This window comes from Streptomyces albofaciens JCM 4342, from assembly GCF_008634025.1.
In the GTDB taxonomy this organism is placed as follows: domain Bacteria; phylum Actinomycetota; class Actinomycetes; order Streptomycetales; family Streptomycetaceae; genus Streptomyces; species Streptomyces albofaciens.
In genome coordinates, this window is record NZ_PDCM01000001.1 from 164,739 (window position 1) to 187,067 (window position 22,329).

Below are 22,329 nucleotides of genomic sequence, written 5' to 3' on the forward strand. Positions count from 1 at the left end.
GCAATTCCGGCACCATTACGGCCATTTGTGCCGTGAGGGCCGGCGAGGTCACTTCCCTCGTACCGCTCGTCACGGCCACTTCCGCCATGCCGCTCATCGCGGCCACCGTGGCCGCTCTCTTCGCCGTTCCGGCCGTTCCCACCGTCCCGGCCGCCCGTAGACCCTTGTTGATCTTCGGGGGACTTCTTCGACGGAGTGAACCATCCCCAATCGCCACTGCTGCCGCCAGAAGAGCCGCTATCGGCCGACGTGGTGGTCGGAGCGTCCATGGTCTGCCTCGCCTCGAACGTCTAACGATCGCCTTCGCGCTTCCGCAGTTCGGAATATGCCCGGAATTCCCGCGTCCCGTCGGAATTCTCAATCGGTCGGAGCCGGCCCGGCAACACCCTCCAAAGCGGACACCTCTCAGTTCCTCCGGCACCGCTCGCGGTCCCGTACCGGCAGCATGCCACCCGATGTGGCACATCGGGCGAACGGCCGGAAACCCGGGCGCCGCGGCGCGTGTTGCCACTAAGCTGGCAGGCTTTGTGACCCGCCGAGCCGTTCGGTCACCGACTGGCGGACGCACTCCCGAGGTATGCGCGGTCCCTCTCCCGTACGACCGGACTAGACCATACCCGCAGTACTTGAATACACAACCCCTGAACCGGAAACAGTTCCTCCGCCCCGGCGATTTCCGCGTCGCTTCCCACAGAACACAATTCATCGGGCATGGCGTACGAATCGGCCGCGGGCAGCCGGTAATTACCCGGCGGCCCGCACCAGCGCGTACGCCTCGCGCAGATCGCGCCCCTCGTACGCATAGGACGCCAGACCGCTGACATGGTGGTCCGCATTCACCGCGACGGATGCGGGGACGGCCGCGAACAGAGCGGTGTCGGACAGGGAATCGCCGTACGCCACGCAGTCGGCACGTTCCAGCCCGAACTCGGCGCACAGTTCATCCGCGATCCTCACCTTTGCAGACGCGGAAAGTATCCCGTTCGGTTCCACCGGGTCCCGAAAAGGCAGTGCGGGCCAGCGCGAGCCGTGCGCGGCGTCCGCTCCCCAAGCCGTCAACCGCTCCACGAAGAATCCCGGCGACATGGAGATCACCGCACACCGTTCCCCCCGCGCCCGGATGTCCGCCCATACGTCCCGGATGCCGTCCAGCCACGGAGCGCCGTCGAAGGCCGCCGTGACCACTTCCTCGGTCAGCTCCGACCACAGTTCGCACGCCAGCTCCGCGAAGCGCACCGGCGTCACCTCGCGGGCGATGAAGGCACGCTCCAACTCCGCGATCTCCCGGTCGAGCCCGAGGTGCCGGGATATCTCGATGGAGGCGGCGGAGCCGTAGAGCAGCGTCCCGTCCATGTCGAAAAGATGTAGCTTCCCCATACCGGGGAGCCTAAAAGGCGGAGGCCTCCCGCGTCCCGTACGCCGCATCACCCACTCGCGCCGTACGGGCCAGACGCCCCCGACCAGGCGCACCCACCACGCACGCACAGCTCGTACGTGCCGCACAGCTCGTACGCGCCGCACCGCATCGCACCGTGTGCACCGCCCGCCTCCGTGCACGCCACCCGTCCGCACGCACCGATCACCCTGCGCGCACCGCTCGTCCCGCACACACCGATCACCGCGTCCGTACTAGTCATCTCACACGTACCGGCCACCTCACACGTACCAGCCGCCCCTCCCCACCACCCCCCTTCACGTACTCAGCCCCGAGTACGACCGGATACTCCCGCCGTCAGATGTCGCCCAGCCCGCCGGACGCGACCGTGGACCCCATGAAGCAGCTCAGCCGGCCTGCACGCCGGGCCCATCTCGTCGTCCACGTCGCGGTTTCCGTCGGCTGGCTCGGTCTCACGCTCGGCCTGCTCACGCTCAGTGTGACCGGGTACGCCTCGGGGTCTCCGGACACCACCGTGGCCGCCTACCGCGCCATGAAGATCTTCAGCGACTGGCTGCTCATACCGGTTGCCCTGCTGACGCTGATCAGCGGGCTGACCCTCTCGTTGGGCACCCCATGGGGCCTGGCCCGCCATCGCTGGATCGTGGTCAAGTTCTGGCTGACCCTGGCGACCGTGCTGCTGACGGCCTTCTCGCTGCGCCCAGGGATCGACCGGCTCGCCGCCGACGCCGTGGCCGGCACCCCGGACACCGGACTGAGCATGGTGGCCGCCCCTTCCGTTGCCACCGCCACGTATTTCTTCACCACCGCGATCTCCGTGCTCAAGCCGTGGGGGCCCACCAAACGCGGCAGCCGACTGCGCGCTGCGCAGTCGGCCCAGGTCCGCGAGCGGGCACGTAAGACGATGTCTCAGTTGGCGGTGACTCGTTGTTCTGGGCATGGGGATAGTCGAGCGGTTGGTGCCGGACAGACTGTGGGAGCTGTTTCAGGACGTGGTGCCGTCGGCGCCGCAGCGCCCGCAGGGAGGGGGACGTCGGCGCTGTGATGACCGTGCAGTGCTGGCCGCGATCGTCTTTGTGGCGACCACGGGCTGTACCTGGCGGCAGTTGCCGCCGGTCTTCAGTGCCTCCTGGCAGACGGTGCACCGGCGTTTCACGGAATGGTCCGCGGCCCGGGTGTGGGCCAAGTTGCACCGGGTGCTGCTGGACCAGCTCGGTGCCATCGGCGGCGTGGACTGGTCGCGCTGCGCAATCGACTCGATCAGTGTCCGCGCTGTCAAAGAGGGCCTCTGACGGGACCGAATCCGACCGATCGCGGCAAGAACGGGGCGAAGGTCCACGTCATCTGTGACCGCAACGGCCTGCCGATCTCGGTGGGCATCTCCGCCGCCAACGTGCACGACAGTCAGGCCCTTATCCCCCTGATGCGCGGCATCCCTCCCATCCGCTCGCGCCGTGGTCCCCGGCGTCGCCGCCCGGACCAGCTCCACGCAGACAAGGGTTACGACTTCGACTGCCTGCGCAGCTGGCTGCGACGCAGGCAGATCGTGCCACGCATCGCGCGCCGCGGGGTGGAGTCCTCCAGCAGGCTGGGGCGGCACCGTTGGGTGATCGAGCGCACGCTGTCCTGGCTGAGCGGCTGCCGTCGCCTGCACCGCCGTTATGAGCGCAAGGCCGAGCACTTCCTGGCCTTCGTCGGCCTGGCCAGCGCCCTCATCTGCTACCGGCGTACCGACCGCTGAGGACGACGTCCGACAGCGGGTACAGTCCCGGCGAGCCGATCGGATGCGGGGGGACAGCTTGAACAGCTCAATCAGCCAGATCGTGATCGCGGTTCTGGGTATTGGCGGCACGCTCGCAGCCGCCGTGATCACACAGCGCAGCGCCGACCGTGCCAGGGCCCGCGAGCTGGAACACACAAGACAACTGCAGCAAGATGAACGCGAGTACGCCACGCGCCAGGCTCAGCTTGAGGCGCGGCGCACCTGCTACGCCACTCTCAGCGCGGGCACTCGCGATCTGGCCAACGTGATGACGAACATCCTCCACGCCCTGGAGAGGGGCGAGATGGCCGAGGAGCTGCGGTCAGATCTGGACCGGGCCCGCCGCGAGCACCGTTTGCGTCACGCTGAGGCCCAGATGGTGCTGCCCGACACTGTGGCGGAAGCGGCCAGCACGGCGAACCGCCATCTCGGCGATCTCTACGGCCTGCTGATGCGGCTCGATGGAGGCACTGCCCAGCAGGGAGAGAACCTGGAGGCCGCCTGGGAGAGCATGGACAAGCTGTGGGATCCCCTGTGGAGAATGCGTCACGTCATGCGTGTCGATCTCGGGATCACAACACCCGACCAGGACCTGTAGGGCCTCCAGTTCGCCAAACAAGACATCGTCTAAGCCCTCGTCGCGTAAACGCCCTAGTGGCGGCGTCAGTTGAGGCCTGCCGCCTCGATGGCGGTCCGGGCGATGCGGTCATCCTGTTCCGGGGCCCCGCCGCCGACGCCGATGGCGCCGATCAGCCGCCCGTCCCGGTGGACGGGCACACCGCCCGCGATGAACAGCAACGGGCGGTCGAGCGCGGTGGGCAGGGTGTGGAAGAGGCCGTCGGGCCGTACGGCGTCGACGAGGTCGGCGGTCGGCGCGTCCAGTTGCAGGGCGGTGTACGCCTTGCGGGTGCTGGTCTCGCCCGAGATCAGCACGGCGGTGTCGTCGCGCCGGAAGCCGAGCAGGTGACCGCCCGCGTCCAGGACGGTGACACTGCCCCGTACACCGAGGTCGGCGGCCGCGCGGCGGGCGGCGTCGATCAGGGCGTCCGCGTCCTGAGTGGTGAGGGGGCGAACGGAGGGGGTGGTGCTCATGAGTGGTGCTCCTAGGTGAACGGGTGACGCTTGTTCGTGATTCCGAGCGGCGGCCAGGGGGCGCGGCTCGGGGGTCTTGATGGGTATGGGCCGGGGATTGGGCCGGTCGGCCTGGGAGTTGGGCGGGTGCTCGGGCCCGTACGTGGGTTACGGGGCCGGGCTCAGCCGCGTACCGCCGCGGCGGCCGTCTCTTCGGCACCACCCGTGCCGCTGCCGGCCCCCGCGGCGGCAACCCGGCTCTCACGGGTGTCCAGGCCGTCCTTACCGCTCCGGTTGCCCCGACGCTCCAGCGCCCCGGCCACGACCGCGACGACCAGCGCCAGGAGGGTCATCCCCACTCCGACCCAGTTCGGCGCGGTCAGCCCGAGCCCGGCCGCGATGACGATGCCGCCCAGCCAGGCGGCCAGGGCGTTGCCGAAGTTGAAGGCCGCGATGTTGCCCACCGAGGCCAGGGTGGGCGCCGCCGACGCCTGGTCCATGATCCGCTTCTGAAGCGGCGGTACGGTCGCGAAACCGAAGGCACCGATGAGGGCGATGGTGACGGTCGCCAGGGCCTTGTGGTGCGCGACGAGGCTGAACGCGGCCAGCGAGAGCGCGAGCCCGACCAGGGACATGTACAGCATCGGCATCATGTAGCGGTCGGTGAACCGCCCCGAAATCAGGTTCCCGGCCACCATGCCCAGGCCGAAGACGGCCGTCAGCCAGATGACGGACGACGCCGCAAAGCCGGTGACCTCGGTCATCATCGAGGCGAGATAGGTGACGGCCGCGAAGACGCCGCCGAAGCCGAGGACGGTCATCAGCATCGCGAGACCGACCTGCGGGTTGCGGAAGGCCGCGATTTCCTGGCCCATCGGCGCCGCTGCCCGGACGCGCTGCGCGGGCACCAGCTTGGCGACGCCGAGCAGGCCGAGCACGCCCAGGAGGGCGATGGCGACGAAGGTGGCGCGCCAGTTGATCTGCTGGGCGAGCAGGGTGCCGGTCGGTACGCCCACCACGTTCGCGACGGTCAGGCCGGCGAACATCATCGAGATGGCGCCGGCCCGCTTGTGCGGGGCGACGAGGTCCGCGGCCACCAGTGATCCGATGCCGAAGAACGCGCCGTGGGCGAAGGAGGAAACGATCCGCCCGGCGAGCATCACCGCGAAGACCGGCGCCACGGCGGTGAGCAGGTTGCCCACCACGAACAGCCCCATCAGCAGCATCAGCATCTGCTTACGGGTCATACGGGTGCCGAGAACGGTCATCAGCGGGGCGCCGACGACGACGCCGAGCGCGTAGAGCGTGGTCGCGTACCCGGCCAGCGGGATGGAGACGCCGAAGCCGGCGGCCACGTCGGGCAGCAGCCCCATCACCGCGAACTCGGTCATCCCGATCCCGAAGGCGCCGATGGTGAGCGCCAGGAGGGCGAGAGGCATGACGGATCCCTTCGAACGATTGCAGCCAGCCTTAACAAGCGTCGACAATAATTGCAGACGCTGACTACTTGCAAACGCGGGATATTTCGCCGGTGTCCTATCCTGGTTCGTACGACCTGTAAGGAGGTCCCTCGATGACGCAGCAGACCCGGCAGGCGCCGCGGCAGGACCGGCAGCAGACGCAGCCGTCGGCGCGGCGGGACGGGCAGGGAAACCAGGCGCGGACGGCGGACGGGCACTCGGACACGGACACGCCGGGCCAGGGCTGTCCCGTCGGCGGCGGATCCGCCCCGGCCCTCGCCCAGGGCTGGTGCGCCCTCTCCGCCCTGCACGGCCGTATCGAGTCGCACATCGAGCGCGCGCTCCAGGCCCGGCACGACCTCAGCGTCCGGGAGTTCTCCGTACTGAACGTGCTCAGCGAGCAGCACGACGGACCGGGCGGCCATCTGCGCATGCACCAGGTCGCGGACTCCGTCGTCCTCAGCCAGAGCGCCACGACCCGCCTGGTCACCCGCCTGGAAGACCGCCGCCTGCTCTCCCGCTATCTGTGCCCGGACGACCGGCGCGGCATCTACACCAACGTCACCGACGAGGGCCGCCGCCTGCTCGAAGAGGCCCGGCCGACGCATGACGCGGCGCTGCGCGAAGCCCTCCAGGACGCCGCGAAACGCCCCGAACTGGCCCCCCTGGTGACGGCGGTGGAAACCCTCGCTCCGCACGCCTGAGCGAGGGTCGTAGGGTCCCGCCATGAGCGAAATCGAGATCCGCCGGGCGAGTGAGGACGACCTTCCCGCCATCGTCGCGATGCTGGCCGACGACCCGCTGGGCGCCACCCGCGAGACACCGGACGACCTGGCCCCGTACCGCACGGCGTACGAGCGGCTGGCCGCCGACCCCCACCAGCACCTGGTCGTCGCGGTCCGCGATGACCGGCCGGTGGGGACACTCCAGCTCACGGTCGTTCCGGGGCTGTCCCGGCGCGGCAGCAGCCGTTCGATCATCGAAGCGGTACGCATCCACTCCGACGAGCGCGGCAACGGCCTCGGCACTCGCCTGATCGAGTGGGCGGTCGACGAGTCGCGCGCCCTCGGCTGCCGACTGGTACAGCTCACCTCCGACGCGACGCGCATCGACGCGCACCGCTTTTACGAGCGCCTCGGCTTCGAGGCTTCTCACCTGGGTTTCAAGCTGCAGCTCTGACTTGTGGCCTTGCCTTTGGGCTTGCCTCTGTGCTCGCCTTTGGGCTTGGCCGCCTGCGGCCCTGCCACCTGTGGGTTTGCCATCTGTGGGTTTGCCGCCTGCGGGTTTGCCACCTGCGGCGTCGCCGTCTGCGGGCCTCTGCCCCTGGTCGGCGCTTTCCGGCGCGACGGCGGGCACATCTTCGGGCACTTTCTGAGCGCTGTCCGGATCCCGCTGAGCGCTGTCCGGCACGCGTCGGGCGTCTGTTGATCACCCGGCGGGCGCTTGGGCTTGGAGTTCGCACTCGCCGGGCTATGGACGCACCATCCACCCGTCCGCCCGTCGCCCGTCCACCCATCGCGCGTCCGCCGTCGCCCGTCCGCCCGTCAGCCGCTCCGATCACTTCCGTTACGCATACGCGTGCGGGCCCTGGCCCGGTGCGCCTTCTGCCGACACGCGCCACCGCAGTACCTGGCAGGCCGCCCCGTACGAGCCGGGGGAACTGGCCCACCACACTCCACACACAGCGTTTCGTTACGCCCCGGCGCCTGTCGAGGCAGTTTCGTAACACCCTTGCGCTCACGCAGCCCATCACACATCAAAGCCGCCATACGGCCCTGCGGCGCCCCCGACGAAGCACGACGCCGCTCCATCGACAGGCACCCGACCAGAAGCTCCCGAACATCGTCCAGATCGACGTCTTTCCTTACGCCACCGGCCTCTTGGGCACGCACGAGCAATACCTCCAGCGCTTCGCCGAAGTCCCGCACGGCCTGCGGAGAAGGTTCATAAGCACCCTCGCCGGCAGCCTCCAGCGCATCGCACAGCGCCTTGTTCCGCGAGGCGAGGCGTATCACCGACGCGAGGAACCGAAAGAAGACGCTTACCGGGTCTTCGGCGTCCGCCAAGTCCCGTGCGGTATCGGTGAAGAGCCGCACCCGGTCGGCGACCGTGGCCCTGAACAGGGCATCTTTCGACGGGAAATGACGGTAGACGGTACCTGCGCCCACACCGGCACGCCGCGCGATCTCCCCGAGCGGCACCCCCAACCCCTGCTCCTCGAAGGCCGATCGAGCCGCCTGCAGCACCAGCGCTCTGTTTCGCCGCGCGTCCGCCCGCGCAGGCGCGAGCTCTTCGCTCGCCACGACTGAGCCTCCTCGGAACCAGTGATCCTCGGGTCGAGCGCTCCACACGTTCAACCGGGTTATTCGTTCCGATTTTAAGGCAGCCTCAAACCATGATCCATAAAGAGGTGGCGCCGCGTCTTCCGGAAGAAATGGAGCAACGGGGCGGCGCTGCGGCCGATGCGGTGGCCCACTGCCTGTCGGCGGGCGAAGGGGCCGACTCAGCCATGACGCTGCCCCTCCAGGCGCACCGATACCGAAGGGGCTCGCGGCGTGCTCAGTGTCCAGCCTGACCCCGGCGCCACCGACCCGCCACCGGAGTACACCCAACAGAAGGAGGCTCACCAAGGCCGCAAAGGGCACGCGACGCAGCACAAGCCCACCGACGCGCATTTACTCACCTATGCGCCGCCCGCGCCGCTCAACTCGGCTGCGCTACGGCCCACTTGATGGGCACGCCGCCCTCACCACGCTGTTTCACGTGAAACACAGCCAGCGCATCCGACAAAGAAACAGGGGTGCCGTTTCACGTGAAACAGCACCCCTGAAGCGCTCTCGCGCTCTCGCGCTCTCCTGCTCCTAGCGCTCGCCCAAAGCCTCGGCTCTCAACGACCTCGGCCCGAGACTCAGCCCGCCATGACCTCATCCCAGGCCGCGCCGGCCACCGAAGCCGCCCCGTCACCGTCCACCGTCACGCCGAGCACGCGCAGACCTGCTGCCAGCGCGGCGAGGGACGCCAGCACCACACCCCGCTCCGCGGCCCGGCCGTAGTGGTTGACGCGGATCATTTCCTTGGCGAGCGCACCCGCGGCGGCCTGCACGGGCACTGCGACCGGCCCCTCCGCCGCGTCCAGCGCGGCGGAGACGATCTCGCGGGCGTCCATGTCGGAGGGTGCGCGCAGCGTCGTGGCCACCGGAGCCGCGTCCTCGTCCCGGACAACGTACGGGGACAACGCACCGAGCGCCCGCACTCCGGCCCGTACCGCTGCGGCAGCCGCCCGGTGCCGGGTGATGGCCGCGTCGAGCCCTTCCGCGTCGACACGGTCCACAGCCTGCTCCAGGGCCAGCATCTCCAGCTGCGCCGGCGCGTGCGGCAGCGCGGTACGGCCCCCGTCGATCCAGCGCTCCTTCCAGTCCAGGAGCGACAGATAGGAGCGGCGAGGCGCCTGTCCATTGGCTGCGATGCGCTCCCAGGCGCGGGCGCTCACGGAAACGGCGGACACGCCGGCCGGGCCCGCCAGTGCCTTCTGCCCGCCGATCACGCACAGGTCCACTCCCCACTCGTCGGTGAGCAGCGGTTCGGCGCCCACCGAGGCGACCGCGTCCAGCATCAGCAGCGCGCCGTGCTCACGTACGACGGCCCCGATCTCGGCGACGGGGTTGGTGTTGCCGGTCGCCGCCTCGGCGTGCACCAGGCTCACGAAGTCGATGGCCGGGTGCTCGCGCAGCGCCTCGGCCACCTGCTCCGGGCTCACGGCCCCCGTGAACGGCGCACTGATCGTGACGACCTCGGCACCGCACGACCGCAGCCAGCCGCCGAAGGTCTCGCCGTACGGTCCGGTCACGATGTTGAGCGCGGTGCTGCCGGGCCCCACGGCGGAACGGATGCACGCCTCCAGGGGGAGCAGCGCCTCGCCCTGCGTGGCCACCACATCGGCCCGGGTCCGCATCAGTGCTGCGACCTTGTCCTCGATCCGCGCGAAGTGTCCGGCGGTGAGCGGCGGCAGGTCGAGCAGGTCCGGGGCGTCGGAGGTCGTGTTCACGGCGGTCGCGTCAGTCACGGTGGCCTTCCAGCGGTAGCGGGCCGCGGTGCGGCGGCTCCTGATATCTGGCTCGACTGTACGTCCGGGGTGGTCGCCCTTGCCGTACGGGTTTTGATCCACGCCCGTACACCTCTGCCCCGTCGTAGAGGCTCGGTCCGCCCCCACGGCCCCGCTCCTCGCCCCCGTTGGCCCGCCCCGCCACTCATGGCTCACACGTGGCGGGCCCGACACAGCCGTCAGCGCCCGCGCCAGCCCTCGGCGTCGACACCGCCCGGTACCGGCCCGGCAGGCGCGTACGGGCCACGGGTGAAAACGAAGGTGCCCAGGTCCAGGTGGCTCACCGAGCCGTCGCCCTCGTTCCGGACTACGCGCAGCTTCTCGCCCGCGAAGTAACCGTCGAGCCCGGTCCACGTGCCGTCGGCCTCCGCGCGGAACCGCGAGGCACGCCCACCCGGCCCCGACATCAGCGAGATCTCCAGGCCCCGGTCCGCACGCAACCGCAGCACGTACGGGTGCGCGCCCCAGTACCAGGGTCCGGTGAGTGCCAGTAGGTCTTCGTCCAGCGGGCCGGCCAGCGGACGCCACGGCTCGGGGATCCTCGGCTCCCGCTCCGCGACGATCCCGGCCAGGTCGGCCGCGATGGCGCTGATCGCGGGCCCCGACGTGCAGTTCGTCAGAGCGATGCCGGCGACGTCCTCCGCCCCGTCGATCCACAGGGAGGACTGGAAGCCGGGCATCGAACCGGTGTGGCCGAACAGCAGGCGGCCGTTGCGCCGTGTGAGCTGGATGCCGAGCCCGTAGCCGGCGTCCCACTGCGTGCCCTCGGGCGGTACGGCGGGTGTCCGCATCTCGGCCAGGGTGGCGGCACCGAGCACCCGGTCGTCCCCGTACGTCAGGAAGGCCGCCCACCTTCCCAGGTCTTCCACCGTGGACCACAGCTGTCCGGCCGGGCCCATCAGCCCGGTGTCCTCGGCGGGCTCCGGCAGCAGCACATCCGCCCACGGGTGCACGGCCCAGCCGTCGGCATGCGGGGCCTCAGGGAGGAGCGACGTATGGCTCATGCCCAGCGGCTCCAGCACCTCACGGCGCAGCACTTCGCCCCAGGTCTGTCCGCCCCGCTTCTGCTCGACCAGCGAGCCCAGCAGGGCGTAGGCCGGGTTGGAGTAGTGGAATCGGCGCCCGGCGGGCAGTCGGCGGGGGTTGTCTTCGAAGAGGTCACCGGGCGTCTGCCGCAACGAGCCGGGCGTCCGTTCCCACCAGGGCCCGCGGGCTTCCGCCGCCAGCCCGGAGCTGTGCGAGAGCAGTTGGGCGATGGTCACGTCGGGGTCCGGGCTGCCCGACAGATGTTCGCCGATCCGGTCTTCCAGCGTCAGCAGCCGTTCGTCTCGCAGCCGCATCACCAGCACCGCGACAAACGTCTTGGTGATCGACCCGATCCGGTACTGCACGTCCACCCCACCGGCGCCATCAGGGCAGGAACCGTCGCGGGAACCCGTCCAGGCCACCCGCCCGCCCCGTACGACCGCTCCTGTCATCGACGGCGCGCGCCCCTCCGCCTGGCCCACGGCCAGGCGCCGGACCAGCGCCCGCCGCGTCTCCGGCAACAACGTCCCGAACCGCTCGGCACCACGCTCTTGCGAACCGCTCACCGATTCGGACGACACCAGGCCCTGGGCCACGCCGAATGATTCCGCGCTCATGGCACTCCTCGACAGCTCAACAACGATCACGGGAAAAGGACGGGCCCATCCCATCACCCGCCCCGCGAGAACCGCCCCGGAAACTCGAACTTGCCGTCGTCCGGCCACGAGCACCGACTCCTCTCGTGAGGGAGCCGACCGCCACAAGAAGCCGCCCGGAGCCCGCACTCGTGAACGGCGCCTCCTGGCACTACGGTCTTCGGCATGGCGGGCCCGGCCAGCACCGAACCGGGCCGGATGGGGGAATGGAAATGCGGATCGGAGAGCTTGCCGAGCGGGCCGGGACGACCACCCGAACCCTGCGGTATTACGAAGCGCGCGGACTGTTGCACGCCGAACGTACGCCGAACGGCCACCGCTCCTACGACGAATCCGACCTGCGGCTTCTCCAGCAGATCCGCATGCTGCAACGCTTCGGCTTCGAGTTGGAGGAGACCCGGCCCTTCGTGGAGTGCCTGCGCGCCGGCCACCCGTCCGGCGATTCCTGCCCCGCTTCGCTTCAGGTGTACCGCCGCAAGCTCGCCGAGCTGGACACCTGTATCGCCCAGCTCCAGGACGTACGGGAGCAGGTCGGCAACGAGCTCGCCCGCGCCGAACAGGCCCTCGGCGAGTTGGCCAACGCCTCCCTTCAGCCCGGCGGGCCCCAACCACAGTGCGAGCTGTCCTCACCCGGTGCCTGATCCCGCGATACCAGTTCAGAGAAGGCTGAAGCCTCCGACCCCGGTCCCGGTCCCATGCAGAGCGGCTTCCGTTTCCCCGCCTCTCATCCAGCAACCGAAGCCCTGTCCGCCTCCGTCTCCGCCAGCGCCGTAATGGCCGCTTCCAAAGCCGCTTGTTCCACTGCCGGGAGCCACCGTGCCGCATGCACCATGTGCAGAGCCGAGCGGAGCCGTACCCGATCCTCCTCGGTCCCCAGGTCGCCCAGGAATGCGGGCAGGATCAATCCCAGCGCCTTCAGCTCGTTGCGTTCACACAGCTTGGTCACCAGACCGGACAGCAACTCGGTCGGCGACGCCCTCACCGGTTCCGTCCCCTCCCGGCACTCGGGAGTGTCGCCAACCACCGACGGGGCGGCCGTTTCACGCAGCCCCTCGGCGATCGCGAACCGGTTCCACACCCCGTACTCCCCTTCGGGAATGTCACGTACCCGTTCGGCAGCCCGCACGAAGTACGCGTGTGCGGCGGTCATCTCGCCGAGCTCGCGGTGCGCGCGCCCCATGTTCGCGTACAGGGACGCGTAGAAGCCACGTACGCGTTCATCCCCCACTCGGTCGGCCCGGTCCAGGCACTCCCGGTTCCACCGCAACGTGTCCTGTGGCGTGGTCTGGTGTCGGGCCACGTAATGGGCAGCGATACAGGCCTCGTAGTCGTCGGTCGCCTCGTCCCAGGCCTGTAGAAACAGCCGTCGCGCCTCGTCCTCCTCGCCCCGGGCCTCGGCGCCCATACCTCGTACGCACAGTCGCACCACGTGGTTCTCCGGGTCCACGGCCCCTCTCCCCTCAGTCCGTTTCACGTGAAACAAGCTCCCGCACCGGCATCACCAAGGTCGTGAAGCTGCCTTGATCAGCGGAGCGCACGACAACCGGTTCCGCACCGGAGGCGAATTCCAGCAACACATCGGGGCCTACGCCCGCATCCAGCGCGGGTACGAGCACCGCCGGGTCGAAAGCCACCCGTAGCGACGGGCCCGTGCACACCGCACTCACCGTGACCCGGCTGCCGCCATCTCCGCTGATGGCCGCCTCCTGCGCTCCGGACCGCACAGTGAGCACGGCGCCCTTCTCCCGCTCGGCGAACGCTTCGCGCAGCGCTTCCCGGTCCACAATCACCCGATGCCGTACGTCATTCAGGCCGTCCAGCACCAGCCGGTAATCGGGGTACTCCTCCGTCCGCCCCACGAACGCACGCCGCTCACCGCCCGCCCCGACCAGGCACCCGCCATCGCCGTACACCTCGACATCGACGTACTGCCGCCGCAGGGCCCAGGCCGCCATGTCCGCCAGTTCCGCGGCATCGACGAGCACCCGGCACGGGCCACCGTCCACCGTCCCGGCCCGCAGCACACGGACCGCGAGCCGGTACCGATCGGTGGCGACCAACCGCAGCTCCCCGTCGCCGACTTCGATCAACACGCACCCAAGGACGGGGAACTCCTGCTGCGTCCCGGCATCCGCCACGGCGGGCCCCACCTGCCGTACCGCACTGGCCAGCTCCGCACCCCCGACGACGGCCCGCCCCAGGGGCTGCTCCGACGCTCCCCCCGGGAGATCGCGGAGCAGCCCCTCCACCAGAACCCGCGCGGTGTCCGCGGTCCGTCGCGTGCGCTCCAGGTGCGTGCGAAGCACCGTACGGGCTTCCGCTTCGCCACCGTCGAGCACGACTCTGACGTCCACCAGTGGCAGTCCCGCCGCACGCAGCCGGCGCAGAAGTACGCCCCGGACTTCCTGCTCGGGCCCGTAGAACCGGTACCCGCTCGCCGGATCGACCCTGATGGGCCGCAGGACATCGCAATCGTCGTAGAAACGCAGCGCGCTGGGAGTCAGCCCCACGCGCCGCGAGTCAGCCCCACGCGCCGCGCGAACGCCCCGATGCCCAGCAGCTCCTCGCTCTCGTCCATGCACGCGATTGTCGAGCTTCAAGCAACCTGAAGGTCAAAGCCACCGACGAGGCGGCTCCTCAGATCACCTACCGGGGTATCCGCCGAGCCTGCTTCGGACCCGGTCACGCAGCATCTCGTACTCATCCCAGCGCGGAGCCGGCCGACCTGTGGGGCGTCGCACGGCCCGGCCCCCGGTCACCACCTGCCCGAGCCGGAACTGCTCCAGAGTGAGGTCGATCTCGATGCCGCTGGGGAGCCGGTTCCACCAGTGATGACCGTGCCCTTCCCCCTCAAGGTGCACTTCGCCGACCATGAGGCCCCCGCCGAAGAAGTCGTTCACGACGAGCGCGGTGATGTCGCAATGGCCCCAGGAAGGGTTGTCGCTGGACCAGCCGTCCCGGGCCAGGTCGTCGGGAGAGCACGTGTCAGCGGCCCAACTCGCGCGCACCGCTTCGGTGATGTCGGTGAGAGTCCAAGGAATCATGCTGCGCAGTCTGAGGCAGACCACTGACAGTCGGCCGGTACGCCGATCGGCCCCCGGGCTCGGATGCCGACCCGGCGTTCACGACAGCCCCAGCAGCACGGCCAGATTCCCGCCCAGCACCCGCTCGCGGACCTCCCCGGGCCGTGTGACCCGTTCCACCGTAGTTCGGGCGACGACCGGGTCACCATAGGGAGCGTCCGAGCCGAAGAGGGTGCGGGCGGGCAGTTCGCGGATCGCAAGACGCACCGCGAAGATCAGGTGGGCGGTGGAGAGCTCCAGGTAGACGTTGGGTGTGGTCCGGGCGAGTTCGATCGCCTGCATCCAATGGCTCCCGCCCAGTTGGCTGATCACCAACGGCACCTTCGGATAGCGGGCGGCCAGGTCGGTCAGGGTGTGCAGGTCCGCCGCGCTCGTGGGGGCGTAGCCGTGCACCACCACCGGAAGCCCGCGGTGGTCGGCGGCCGCTCGAAGCACCGGCTCCACCAGTGCCGCCCGATCCGGCGGCGGGGTGAGCTCCCCGATGCCGTACAGCCCTCGGCCCACCACCTCTCGCTCCACCCAGGCCGCGGTCTCGTCAGCAGTACGGCCCAAGGGAACGGCCCCGAAGCCCAGGAAGCGCGACGGCTGAGCGGCCAGCGCCGCGTCCAGCTCCTGCCACGCTTTGGCGTACCCATCGTCCCCAGCGGCCCCCGAGCCGCCGGCGGAGCCCCCCGCCAACGCCCGGTCCAACACGCTCATCTCATGGCGTAGGGACACCAGGTCCGTCGCTCGTTCGGGATGCGGACGGGTGGGGAAGAGGACCGTACGGTCCACCCCCGCGTCGTCCAACGCGGACAGGTGGATGTCGAGCGGGTCGTGGACATGGCTGTGGCCGTCGATGATCACGCTTGCGCCTTCCGGTGGTACGGGCCGCCCGCGGAATGCGGGCAGGCGGAAGCAGTGTTGATCCCTGACATGGTTGGAAGGTCAAGCGAGGGGACGGACCGTGCTGATCGGTGAGTTGGCCGAGCGGTCCGGGAGCAGCGAACGGCTGTTGCGCTACTACGAGCGGGCGGGTCTGCTCCGTCCCGAGCGCCTGCCCAACGGCTACCGGACCTACGCCGAATCCGACGTCACCGCCGTACGACGCATCCGCGCGCTCCTCGCCGCCGGGCTCCCCACCCGCATCATCCGTCAGGTGCTGCCCTGCACGACCGGCACCGCCGCCGTACACCCCTGCCCCGGGGTGCTCGACGCTCTCCACGCCCAGCTACGCGACCTCGACCGCCGCTCCGCCGACCTCGCTGCCGCTCGTCAGGCACTGCAAAAGACCATCGACGAGGCAACAGCGCGGCAGGCACCGAAGCCTACGGACAACGCAGCGCCTACGGCCCGTATGGAGCCCAAGAGCACGACCCGCCAGCCCCGCAGAACCACCTGAAGTCACCACGGCTTCACTCCGAATTCCCATCACCCGTCGTCTCCGAAAGCAACGGGAACAACCGGGCGATGAGCGCCACCGGATGGGCACCGTCAGGTCGGGCCAGAGGACGCTGCTCGCGGTCCTGATAGGGGGCCAGTACCCGTCGGATGGCCTCGGCGACCCGGCTCATCTCTTCGGGCGTCAGGTAGGCGACCGCGCTGAAGGCTTCGTCGTTGCGCCATTCGACCGGTGCTTGGTCGCGTTGGGTGAGCCATCGCTGCCAGCTCTCGTCCTCCAGGCCACGCGCCAAGTTTCCGAACTGCTCCTCCTCGGGCGTACCGGAGGCGGCGTCGCGCCGCGTCAGGCGCCAAGGCCGTGCGCGGCCCCCACGGTGCGGGGCCTCCTCGATGCGTCCGTGCCGCGCGAGTTGGCGAAGGTGGAACGAGCAGAGCCCGGAGCTGTAGCCCAGCCGTGCGGCGGCTTCGGTCGCGGTGACGGTGCCGACTTCCGCCAACAGGTCCAGCAAGGCCGTACGGACCTCGTGCTCGGGCAACACGGCGTCGGCGTCACGCGTCCGGTGGGCGTGCGCGGCGAGATCATCCTCAGTCACTTTGCAAAGTCTGCTACTTTGCAAAGCCCCGCGCAAGCGACTCTCGCGCGGGGCAGATCAGCCGCGGCGGTGTCCACGGCTCCTGTGACGTGCGCAGAAGGGGAGACAGCGATGCCTGTTCGTCACGACCGGACGACGCGTACCGCAGACCGGCGAGTCCGTGTGCAGGGCCGCCCCGTCGATTCCTACCCCGCTCTTCCCCCGGAGGCGGAGCGGGGTTCGGAACGACGGATCACGGAAATCGGTGAGGAAGTTCTGAGCCGCCCGTGCCAGGAAGTGACCGGCTTCGGCTCCGCCGAGCTGTCCACGCTCATCGACGACATGTTCCTGAGCATGCACATAGCCGACGGCGCCGGCCTGGCCGCCAATCAGGTCGGTGTCGACCTGCGGCTGTTCGTGTACGACTGCCCGGACGACGACGGCATCCGGCACGTCGGCCACATCATCAACCCGGTCCTGGACGTACCCGAACCCGGCGGTCGCCGACTCATCGAAGCATGCGAAGGCTGCCTGTCCGTACCCGGCGCCACCATGACGGTCCCCCGTACGGACCGTGCCGTCGTCCGTGGTCTCGACAAGGACGGAAACCCCCTCGTCATCGAAGGCACGGGCTACTTCGCACGGTGCCTTCAGCACGAGACCGACCACCTCCTCGGCCACACCTATCTCGACCGGCTGTCCAAGCGGGACCGCAAGGAAGCTCTGCGGCAGATGGCGGACCGTCGCGAGGAGGTCTTCGCGCGACGCGTGCAGAAGGCGGCCCTTCTGGGCCGGTGAGAATTCGGCGGCGGCAGGCGCCTCTCAGGTCTGCGCCATGTCCACGAACCGCGAGTAGTGGCCCTGGAACGCCACGGTGATGGTCGCCGTCGGGCCGTTACGGTGCTTGGCCACGATCAGGTCGGCCTCGCCCGCGCGAGGGGACTCCTTCTCGTAGGCGTCCTCGCGGTGCAACAGGATGACCATGTCCGCGTCCTGCTCGATGGAACCGGACTCACGCAGGTCCGAAACCATCGGCTTCTTGTCCGTACGCTGCTCGGGACCACGGTTCAGCTGCGAGAGCGCGATGACCGGGATCTCCAGTTCCTTGGCCAGCAGCTTGAGGTTACGGGACATGTCCGAGACCTCCTGCTGACGGCTCTCGGCGCGCTTGGAGCCACCGGACTGCATCAGCTGGAGGTAGTCGATGACCACCAGTTTGAGGTCGTTGCGCTGCTTGAGGCGGCGGCACTTGGCGCGGATCTCCATCATCGACAGGTTCGGCGAGTCGTCGATGTACAGCGGCGCGGCCGAAACGTCGGGCATCCTGCGGGCCAGCCGGGTCCAGTCCTCGTCCGTCATGGAGCCGGAGCGCATGTGGTGCAGGGCCACCCGCGCCTCGGCGGACAGCAGACGCATCGCGATCTCGTTGCGGCCCATTTCGAGCGAGAAGATGACGCTCGGCAGATTGCTCTTGATCGAACACGCTCGGGCGAAGTCGAGCGCCAGGGTGGACTTACCCATCGCGGGACGCGCCGCGATGACGATCATCTGGCCGGGGTGCAGGCCGTTGGTCAGGGAGTCCAGGTCGGTGAAGCCGGTCGGTACGCCGGTCATCTGCCCCTGGCGGGAGCCGATCGCCTCGATCTCGTCGAGCGCGCCCTCCATGATGTCGCCGAGCGGCAGGTAGTCCTCGCTGGTGCGCTGCTCGGTGACGGCGTAGATCTCCGCCTGGGCGCTGTTGACGATCTCGTCCACATCGCCGTCGGCCGCGTATCCCATCTGTGTGATGCGCGTGCCGGCCTCGACGAGCCGGCGCAGGACCGCCCGTTCGTGGACGATCTCGGCGTAGTACTCGGCGTTCGCCGCCGTCGGCACGGACTGGACGAGGGTGTGCAGATACGACGCGCCGCCGACCCGCCCGATCTCACCGCGCTTGGTCAGCTCGGCCGCGATCGTGATGGGGTCGGCCGGCTCGCCCTTCGCATACAGGTCGAGGATCGCCTGGTAGATCAGCTCGTGGGCCGGGCGGTAGAAGTCGTGGCCCTTGAGGACCTCGACGACGTCCGCGATGGCGTCCTTGGACAGCAGCATGCCGCCGAGCACGGACTGCTCGGCGTCCAGATCCTGCGGCGGTACGCGCTCGAAGCCACCGGGGGCCCAGCCGCCCTCCTCGTCGCCGCGCTCGCGCCGGTCGTCGCGGCCACGGCCCTTGCCCTCGCCTCGACGGGAGCGCGCGGCGGGCAGCCGGTCGCTGGGGCCGGTGTCCGCCCAGGGGTCCTCCACGGGCTCGGGCATGCTCACCCCGGCACCTCCTCCCGTCCGCAGCGCGGACCTTGCTGTGCGCTTCTTTCTTACGGCACAGCTCTGACAAAGCGAGAGGCCCGGCTCCGGTTACGGCGCGTCGAGTGCGGATGGGTTCTCGGACGGAAACAGGGGCCAGGCGCCGGACTACGGTAGGCCCGACGGCACCGTCCGCCAATCTGGTTATCCACAGGCCATGTGGACGATGGACCCGATCCTGTGGAGAAGTGCACCGAACCTGTGCACGGCACGGGGGACACCGCTGTGGACAAACACACAATCAGCTGTCCACAGCCGCTCTGAACTGCGCTTTTGTCATCCATAGGCTGTGGGGGAGAAAAACTTCGGGAACCTGTTCATGATCGACCCAAACGCCACGGAGCAGAACACTCCGCCTGGCAGCCGGTAAGGGCCGCTTGGCAGTTGTGTCACTTACCTGTGGAAGATTAGATTGGCAGCATGACACAGGCCCCCGCGACGCCGCGGCGCCCCGACCGCCGCCACGACCGCGAGATCATCTCGCTTGCCCTGCCCGCCTTCGGCGCGCTGGTCGCGGAGCCCCTCTTCGTCATGGTCGACAGCGCCGTCATCGGCCACCTCGGTACCCGCCAACTCGCCGGACTCGGAGTCGCCGCCCCGCTGCTGACCACCGCCGTCTCCGTCTTCGTCTTCCTCGCGTACGCCACCACCGCCGCCGTCGCCCGACGGGTCGGCGCCGGTGACCGCTCCGGTGCCATCCGGCAGGGCGTGGACGGCATCTGGCTCGCGCTCCTGCTCGGTGCGGCCGTCCTGGCCGCCGTCCTGCCCACCGCTCCCTGGCTCGTCGACGTCTTCGGCGCCTCCGCGACCGCCGCTCCGTACGCCGTCACCTATCTGCGCATCAGCGCCCTCGGCATCCCGGCGATGCTCATGGTGCTGGCGGCCACCGGTGTCCTGCGCGGTCTCCAGGACACCCGGACCCCGCTGTACGTGGCCGTCGGCGGCTTCTCCGTCAACGCCGTCCTGAACATCGGACTCGTCTACGGTGCCGGACTCGGCATCGCGGGCTCGGCCTGGGGAACCGTCATCGCCCAGTGCGGCATGGCCGCCGTCTACCTGTTCGTCGTGGTGCGCGGTGCGCGACGGCACGGCGCATCGCTCCGGCCGGACGCCGCCGGGATCCGGGCCTGCGCCCAGGCCGGGGTACCGCTGCTGGTACGTACGCTCTCGCTCCGCGCCGTCCTGATGATCGCGACCGCCGTCGCCGCCCGCCTCGGTGACGCCGAGGTGGCCGCCCACCAGATCGTCATCACCCTCTGGCAGCTGCTGGCCTTTGCCCTGGACGCCATCGCCATCGCGGGCCAGGCGATCATCGGCCGTTACCTGGGAGCCGACGATGCGGCGGGCGCCAAGGCGGCCTGTCGGCGCATGGTGCAGTGGGGCATCGCCTCCGGCGTGGTGCTCGGCCTGCTCGTGGTGCTCACCCGCCCCCTGTTCATGCCGCTGTTCACCACCGACCCCGCCGTGAAGGACGTGCTGCTGCCCACGCTTCTCGTCGTCGCCCTCACCCAACCGGTCTCCGGCATCGTCTTCGTTCTCGACGGCGTGCTCATGGGCGCGGGCGACGGCCCGTACCTGGCGTGGGCGATGCTGGTGACGCTGGCCCTCTTCGCCCCCGCCGCGCTGCTGGTGCCCGTCGTCGGCGGCGGCCTGACCGCCCTGTGGTGGGCCATGGCCTTGATGATGACCGTGCGGATGCTGACATTGTGGACACGCACCCGGTCGGGTCGGTGGATTGTGACCGGAGCCTCGCGTTGAAGACACCCCAAGTAAACCGGCCATGCTGATAATGACCGTGTGCGCCCGCTTGCCAGGAAAATCGTCCTGCCCCTGACGCTGACCGTCATCGGGGCCGGCGTCATAGTGGGCTACGCCTCCCAGGAAGCCGACACCAGCAGCCGCGGCGGCGGCACCATCAGGAGCGGATTCGGCAAATCGGGGGAGTCGGACCACGACCCCCAGGACCAGGACCCGTCCGCCACGGCCCCCGCCGACGACGGCAGCGCGTACACCCCGCGCAGCACCGAGCAGAACGCCCGAGTGGGTGCGATCTTCGAGAAGGACGACTCCGGCGATCACTTCTGCACCGCCAGTGTCGTGCAGAGCCCCGGCCGGAACATGCTGATCACCGCGGCGCACTGCGCCTTCGACGCCGAGACCGGCCGGCCCGTGGAGGACCTGGTCTTCGCGCCCGACTACCGCGACGGCAAGGAACCGACCGGCCTGTGGAAGGTCAGGAAGGTCGTCGTCGACGACCGCTGGGCCAAGTCCCAGGACGAGAACATGGACGTCGCCTTCCTCGTTCTCGACAGCAAGGACGGCAAGCAGATCCAGGACGTGTTGGGCGGCAACACCCTCGGCATCGATCCCGGCTTCGACAACGATGTGAAGATCACCGGCTATCCCACCAGCAGCGAGACCCCGATCTCGTGCCACAACCGCACGACGAAGTTCAGCGACACCCAGATGCGCGTCCAGTGCACCGACTTCGCGGGCGGCACGAGCGGCAGCCCCTGGCTCGCCGACTACGACCCCAAGAGCCACACGGGCACGGTGATCGGTGTTCTGGGCGGCCACGAGGGCGGCGGCGACGAGGACGATGTCTCCTACGCCGCGTACTTCGGTGATGAGGTGGCCGACCTCTACAAGCGGGCCCAGGACGAGGCCGAGGACTGACCGGTACGCGAAAGGGCCGCACCCCGTTTCCGGAGTGCGGCCCTTCGGCGTGGTGCTACGACCGCTGCGATCAGGCGGCGACGACCTCGACGCCCAGCTTCGCTACGACGTCGGTGTGCAGACGCACGGACACCTGGTGCGAGCCCAGGGTCTTGATAGGCGAGCCGAGCTCGACGCGGCGCTTGTCCACGTCGGGGCCACCGGCGGCCTTGATCGCCGAGGCGACGTCGGCCGGGGTGACGGAGCCGAACAGGCGACCGGCTTCGCCGGCACGCACGGCCAGCTGCACCTTGACGCCCTCAAGCTGGCCCTTGATCTCGTTGGCCTGCTCGATCGTGGCGATCTCGCGGATCTTGCGACCGCGGCGGATCTGCGCGACGTCCTTCTCGCCACCCTTGGTCCAGCGGATCGCGAAACCGCGCGGGACCAGGTAGTTACGGGCGTACCCGTCACGGACGTCGACGACGTCACCGGCAGTGCCGAGGCCGGAGACCTCGTGGGTGAGGATGATCTTCATGTGTCGGTCACCCTTCCCTTATCGCGCGGTGGAGGTGTAGGGCAGCAGCGCCATCTCACGGCTGTTCTTCACGGCCGTGGCGACGTCACGCTGGTGCTGGGTGCAGTTGCCGGTCACCCGGCGGGCACGGATCTTGCCGCGGTCGGAGATGAACTTCCGCAGCAGGTTCGTGTCCTTGTAGTCGACGTAGGAGATCTTCTCCTTGCAGAACACGCAAACCTTCTTCTTAGGCTTGCGAGCAGGCGGCTTCGCCATTGTCTCTCTCCAGTGAGTTCAAGAAGTTTGTGC

23 protein-coding genes and 1 pseudogene are annotated in these 22,329 nt (G+C 69.3%); 10 read left to right on the forward strand and 14 right to left on the reverse strand.

Annotated elements, in window-relative coordinates:
• Positions 1-744: 744 nt before the first annotated feature.
• Positions 745-1,377: an HAD family hydrolase gene (locus tag CP973_RS00865; protein ID WP_150236690.1), complete on the reverse strand. Its 633-nt coding sequence runs from the start codon at positions 1,375-1,377 to the stop codon at positions 745-747.
• 395 nt (positions 1,378-1,772) lie between these two features.
• Here CP973_RS00865 and CP973_RS00875 point away from each other — a divergent pair.
• The 3 genes and pseudogenes from CP973_RS00875 to CP973_RS00885 form a co-directional block, all read left to right on the forward strand.
• Positions 1,773-2,294, forward strand: a pseudogene (locus CP973_RS00875) (DUF2269 domain-containing protein); the annotation flags it as partial.
• Between the two features lie 40 nt (positions 2,295-2,334).
• Positions 2,335-3,137 (forward strand): IS5 family transposase gene (locus CP973_RS00880; RefSeq protein WP_150236692.1). Its coding sequence is split into 2 segments (ribosomal slippage): positions 2,335-2,677 and positions 2,677-3,137, totalling 804 coding nucleotides; the frame shifts between segments, so codons are not numbered across the junction.
• A 58-nt stretch (positions 3,138-3,195) separates the two neighbouring features.
• The gene (locus CP973_RS00885) at positions 3,196-3,756 is read left to right on the forward strand and encodes a hypothetical protein (RefSeq protein WP_150236694.1); all 561 of its coding nucleotides are present in this window, start codon (positions 3,196-3,198) and stop codon (positions 3,754-3,756) included.
• Positions 3,757-3,821: 65 nt separating this feature from the next.
• Here the strand turns inward: CP973_RS00885 and CP973_RS00890 are convergent, their stop codons facing one another.
• Both CP973_RS00890 and CP973_RS00895 read right to left on the reverse strand, forming a co-directional pair.
• Positions 3,822-4,250 carry a GlcG/HbpS family heme-binding protein gene (locus CP973_RS00890; protein ID WP_150236696.1) on the reverse strand — a complete coding sequence of 143 codons (429 nt, stop codon included), beginning with the start codon at positions 4,248-4,250 and terminating at the stop codon, positions 3,822-3,824.
• 161 nt (positions 4,251-4,411) lie between these two features.
• A complete protein-coding gene (locus tag CP973_RS00895; protein WP_150236698.1) occupies positions 4,412-5,668 on the reverse strand; it encodes an MFS transporter in 1,257 nt (418 codons plus the stop codon).
• Between the two features lie 134 nt (positions 5,669-5,802).
• Here CP973_RS00895 and CP973_RS00900 point away from each other — a divergent pair, with 134 nt between their 5' ends.
• Both CP973_RS00900 and CP973_RS00905 read left to right on the forward strand, forming a co-directional pair.
• Positions 5,803-6,393, forward strand: a complete 591-nt coding sequence (locus CP973_RS00900) for a MarR family winged helix-turn-helix transcriptional regulator (protein WP_425281921.1) — start codon at positions 5,803-5,805, stop codon at positions 6,391-6,393.
• Positions 6,394-6,415: 22 nt separating this feature from the next.
• A complete protein-coding gene (locus CP973_RS00905) occupies positions 6,416-6,868 on the forward strand; it encodes a GNAT family N-acetyltransferase (protein WP_150236700.1) in 453 nt (150 codons plus the stop codon).
• Positions 6,869-7,233: 365 nt separating this feature from the next.
• On the opposite strand, the gene CP973_RS00910 is transcribed toward CP973_RS00905, so the two are convergent.
• The 3 genes from CP973_RS00910 to CP973_RS00920 form a co-directional block, all read right to left on the reverse strand.
• Positions 7,234-7,992, reverse strand: a complete 759-nt coding sequence (locus CP973_RS00910; RefSeq protein ID WP_150236702.1) for a TetR/AcrR family transcriptional regulator — start codon at positions 7,990-7,992, stop codon at positions 7,234-7,236.
• A gap of 605 nt (positions 7,993-8,597) precedes the next feature.
• The gene (locus CP973_RS00915) at positions 8,598-9,752 is read right to left on the reverse strand and encodes a pyridoxal-phosphate-dependent aminotransferase family protein (RefSeq protein WP_244409219.1); all 1,155 of its coding nucleotides are present in this window, start codon (positions 9,750-9,752) and stop codon (positions 8,598-8,600) included.
• 218 nt (positions 9,753-9,970) lie between these two features.
• Entirely contained in the window at positions 9,971-11,338 is a 1,368-nt protein-coding gene (locus CP973_RS00920; RefSeq protein WP_208853224.1) for a serine hydrolase domain-containing protein, read from the reverse strand.
• 347 nt (positions 11,339-11,685) lie between these two features.
• Between CP973_RS00920 and CP973_RS00925 the strand changes: the two genes are divergently transcribed.
• Positions 11,686-12,114 (forward strand): MerR family transcriptional regulator, encoded by a 429-nt coding sequence (locus tag CP973_RS00925; RefSeq protein WP_150236704.1) that lies wholly within the window; start codon positions 11,686-11,688, stop codon positions 12,112-12,114.
• An 83-nt stretch (positions 12,115-12,197) separates the two neighbouring features.
• Here CP973_RS00925 and CP973_RS00930 read toward each other — a convergent pair whose 3' ends face one another.
• From CP973_RS00930 to CP973_RS00945, 4 genes are all read right to left on the reverse strand, one after another.
• Complete coding sequence (locus CP973_RS00930; RefSeq protein ID WP_208853114.1) at positions 12,198-12,920, reverse strand: hypothetical protein; 723 nt, start codon at positions 12,918-12,920, stop codon at positions 12,198-12,200.
• Between the two features lie 13 nt (positions 12,921-12,933).
• On the reverse strand, positions 12,934-13,983 hold the full coding sequence (locus CP973_RS00935) for a DNA polymerase III subunit beta family protein (RefSeq protein ID WP_244409220.1): 1,050 nt from the start codon (positions 13,981-13,983) through the stop codon (positions 12,934-12,936).
• A gap of 132 nt (positions 13,984-14,115) precedes the next feature.
• Positions 14,116-14,517 carry a YunG family protein gene (locus CP973_RS00940; protein ID WP_150236706.1) on the reverse strand — a complete coding sequence of 134 codons (402 nt, stop codon included), beginning with the start codon at positions 14,515-14,517 and terminating at the stop codon, positions 14,116-14,118.
• Between the two features lie 78 nt (positions 14,518-14,595).
• Positions 14,596-15,402, reverse strand: a complete 807-nt coding sequence (locus tag CP973_RS00945) for an amidohydrolase family protein (RefSeq protein ID WP_150236708.1) — start codon at positions 15,400-15,402, stop codon at positions 14,596-14,598.
• 100 nt (positions 15,403-15,502) lie between these two features.
• Between CP973_RS00945 and CP973_RS00950 the strand changes: the two genes are divergently transcribed.
• A complete protein-coding gene (locus CP973_RS00950) occupies positions 15,503-15,937 on the forward strand; it encodes a MerR family transcriptional regulator (protein ID WP_150236710.1) in 435 nt (144 codons plus the stop codon).
• 13 nt (positions 15,938-15,950) lie between these two features.
• On the opposite strand, the gene CP973_RS00955 is transcribed toward CP973_RS00950, so the two are convergent.
• Complete coding sequence (locus CP973_RS00955; protein ID WP_150236712.1) at positions 15,951-16,529, reverse strand: winged helix-turn-helix domain-containing protein; 579 nt, start codon at positions 16,527-16,529, stop codon at positions 15,951-15,953.
• A gap of 111 nt (positions 16,530-16,640) precedes the next feature.
• Between CP973_RS00955 and def the strand changes: the two genes are divergently transcribed.
• Positions 16,641-17,306, forward strand: a complete 666-nt coding sequence (gene def, locus CP973_RS00960; protein WP_150236714.1) for a peptide deformylase — start codon at positions 16,641-16,643, stop codon at positions 17,304-17,306.
• A gap of 24 nt (positions 17,307-17,330) precedes the next feature.
• Here def and dnaB read toward each other — a convergent pair whose 3' ends face one another.
• The gene (gene dnaB / locus CP973_RS00965; protein WP_208853115.1) at positions 17,331-18,803 is read right to left on the reverse strand and encodes a replicative DNA helicase; all 1,473 of its coding nucleotides are present in this window, start codon (positions 18,801-18,803) and stop codon (positions 17,331-17,333) included.
• Between the two features lie 465 nt (positions 18,804-19,268).
• On the opposite strand from dnaB, the gene CP973_RS00970 reads away from it, so the two are divergent.
• Positions 19,269-20,606 (forward strand): MATE family efflux transporter, encoded by a 1,338-nt coding sequence (locus CP973_RS00970; RefSeq protein WP_150236718.1) that lies wholly within the window; start codon positions 19,269-19,271, stop codon positions 20,604-20,606.
• Between the two features lie 39 nt (positions 20,607-20,645).
• The gene (locus CP973_RS00975) at positions 20,646-21,524 is read left to right on the forward strand and encodes a trypsin-like serine peptidase (RefSeq protein WP_150236720.1); all 879 of its coding nucleotides are present in this window, start codon (positions 20,646-20,648) and stop codon (positions 21,522-21,524) included.
• Between the two features lie 70 nt (positions 21,525-21,594).
• On the opposite strand, the gene rplI is transcribed toward CP973_RS00975, so the two are convergent.
• A complete protein-coding gene (gene rplI, locus CP973_RS00980; protein ID WP_150236722.1) occupies positions 21,595-22,041 on the reverse strand; it encodes a 50S ribosomal protein L9 in 447 nt (148 codons plus the stop codon).
• Between the two features lie 18 nt (positions 22,042-22,059).
• On the reverse strand, positions 22,060-22,296 hold the full coding sequence (gene rpsR / locus CP973_RS00985; RefSeq protein ID WP_003978893.1) for a 30S ribosomal protein S18: 237 nt from the start codon (positions 22,294-22,296) through the stop codon (positions 22,060-22,062).
• Positions 22,297-22,329 lie beyond the last annotated feature (33 nt).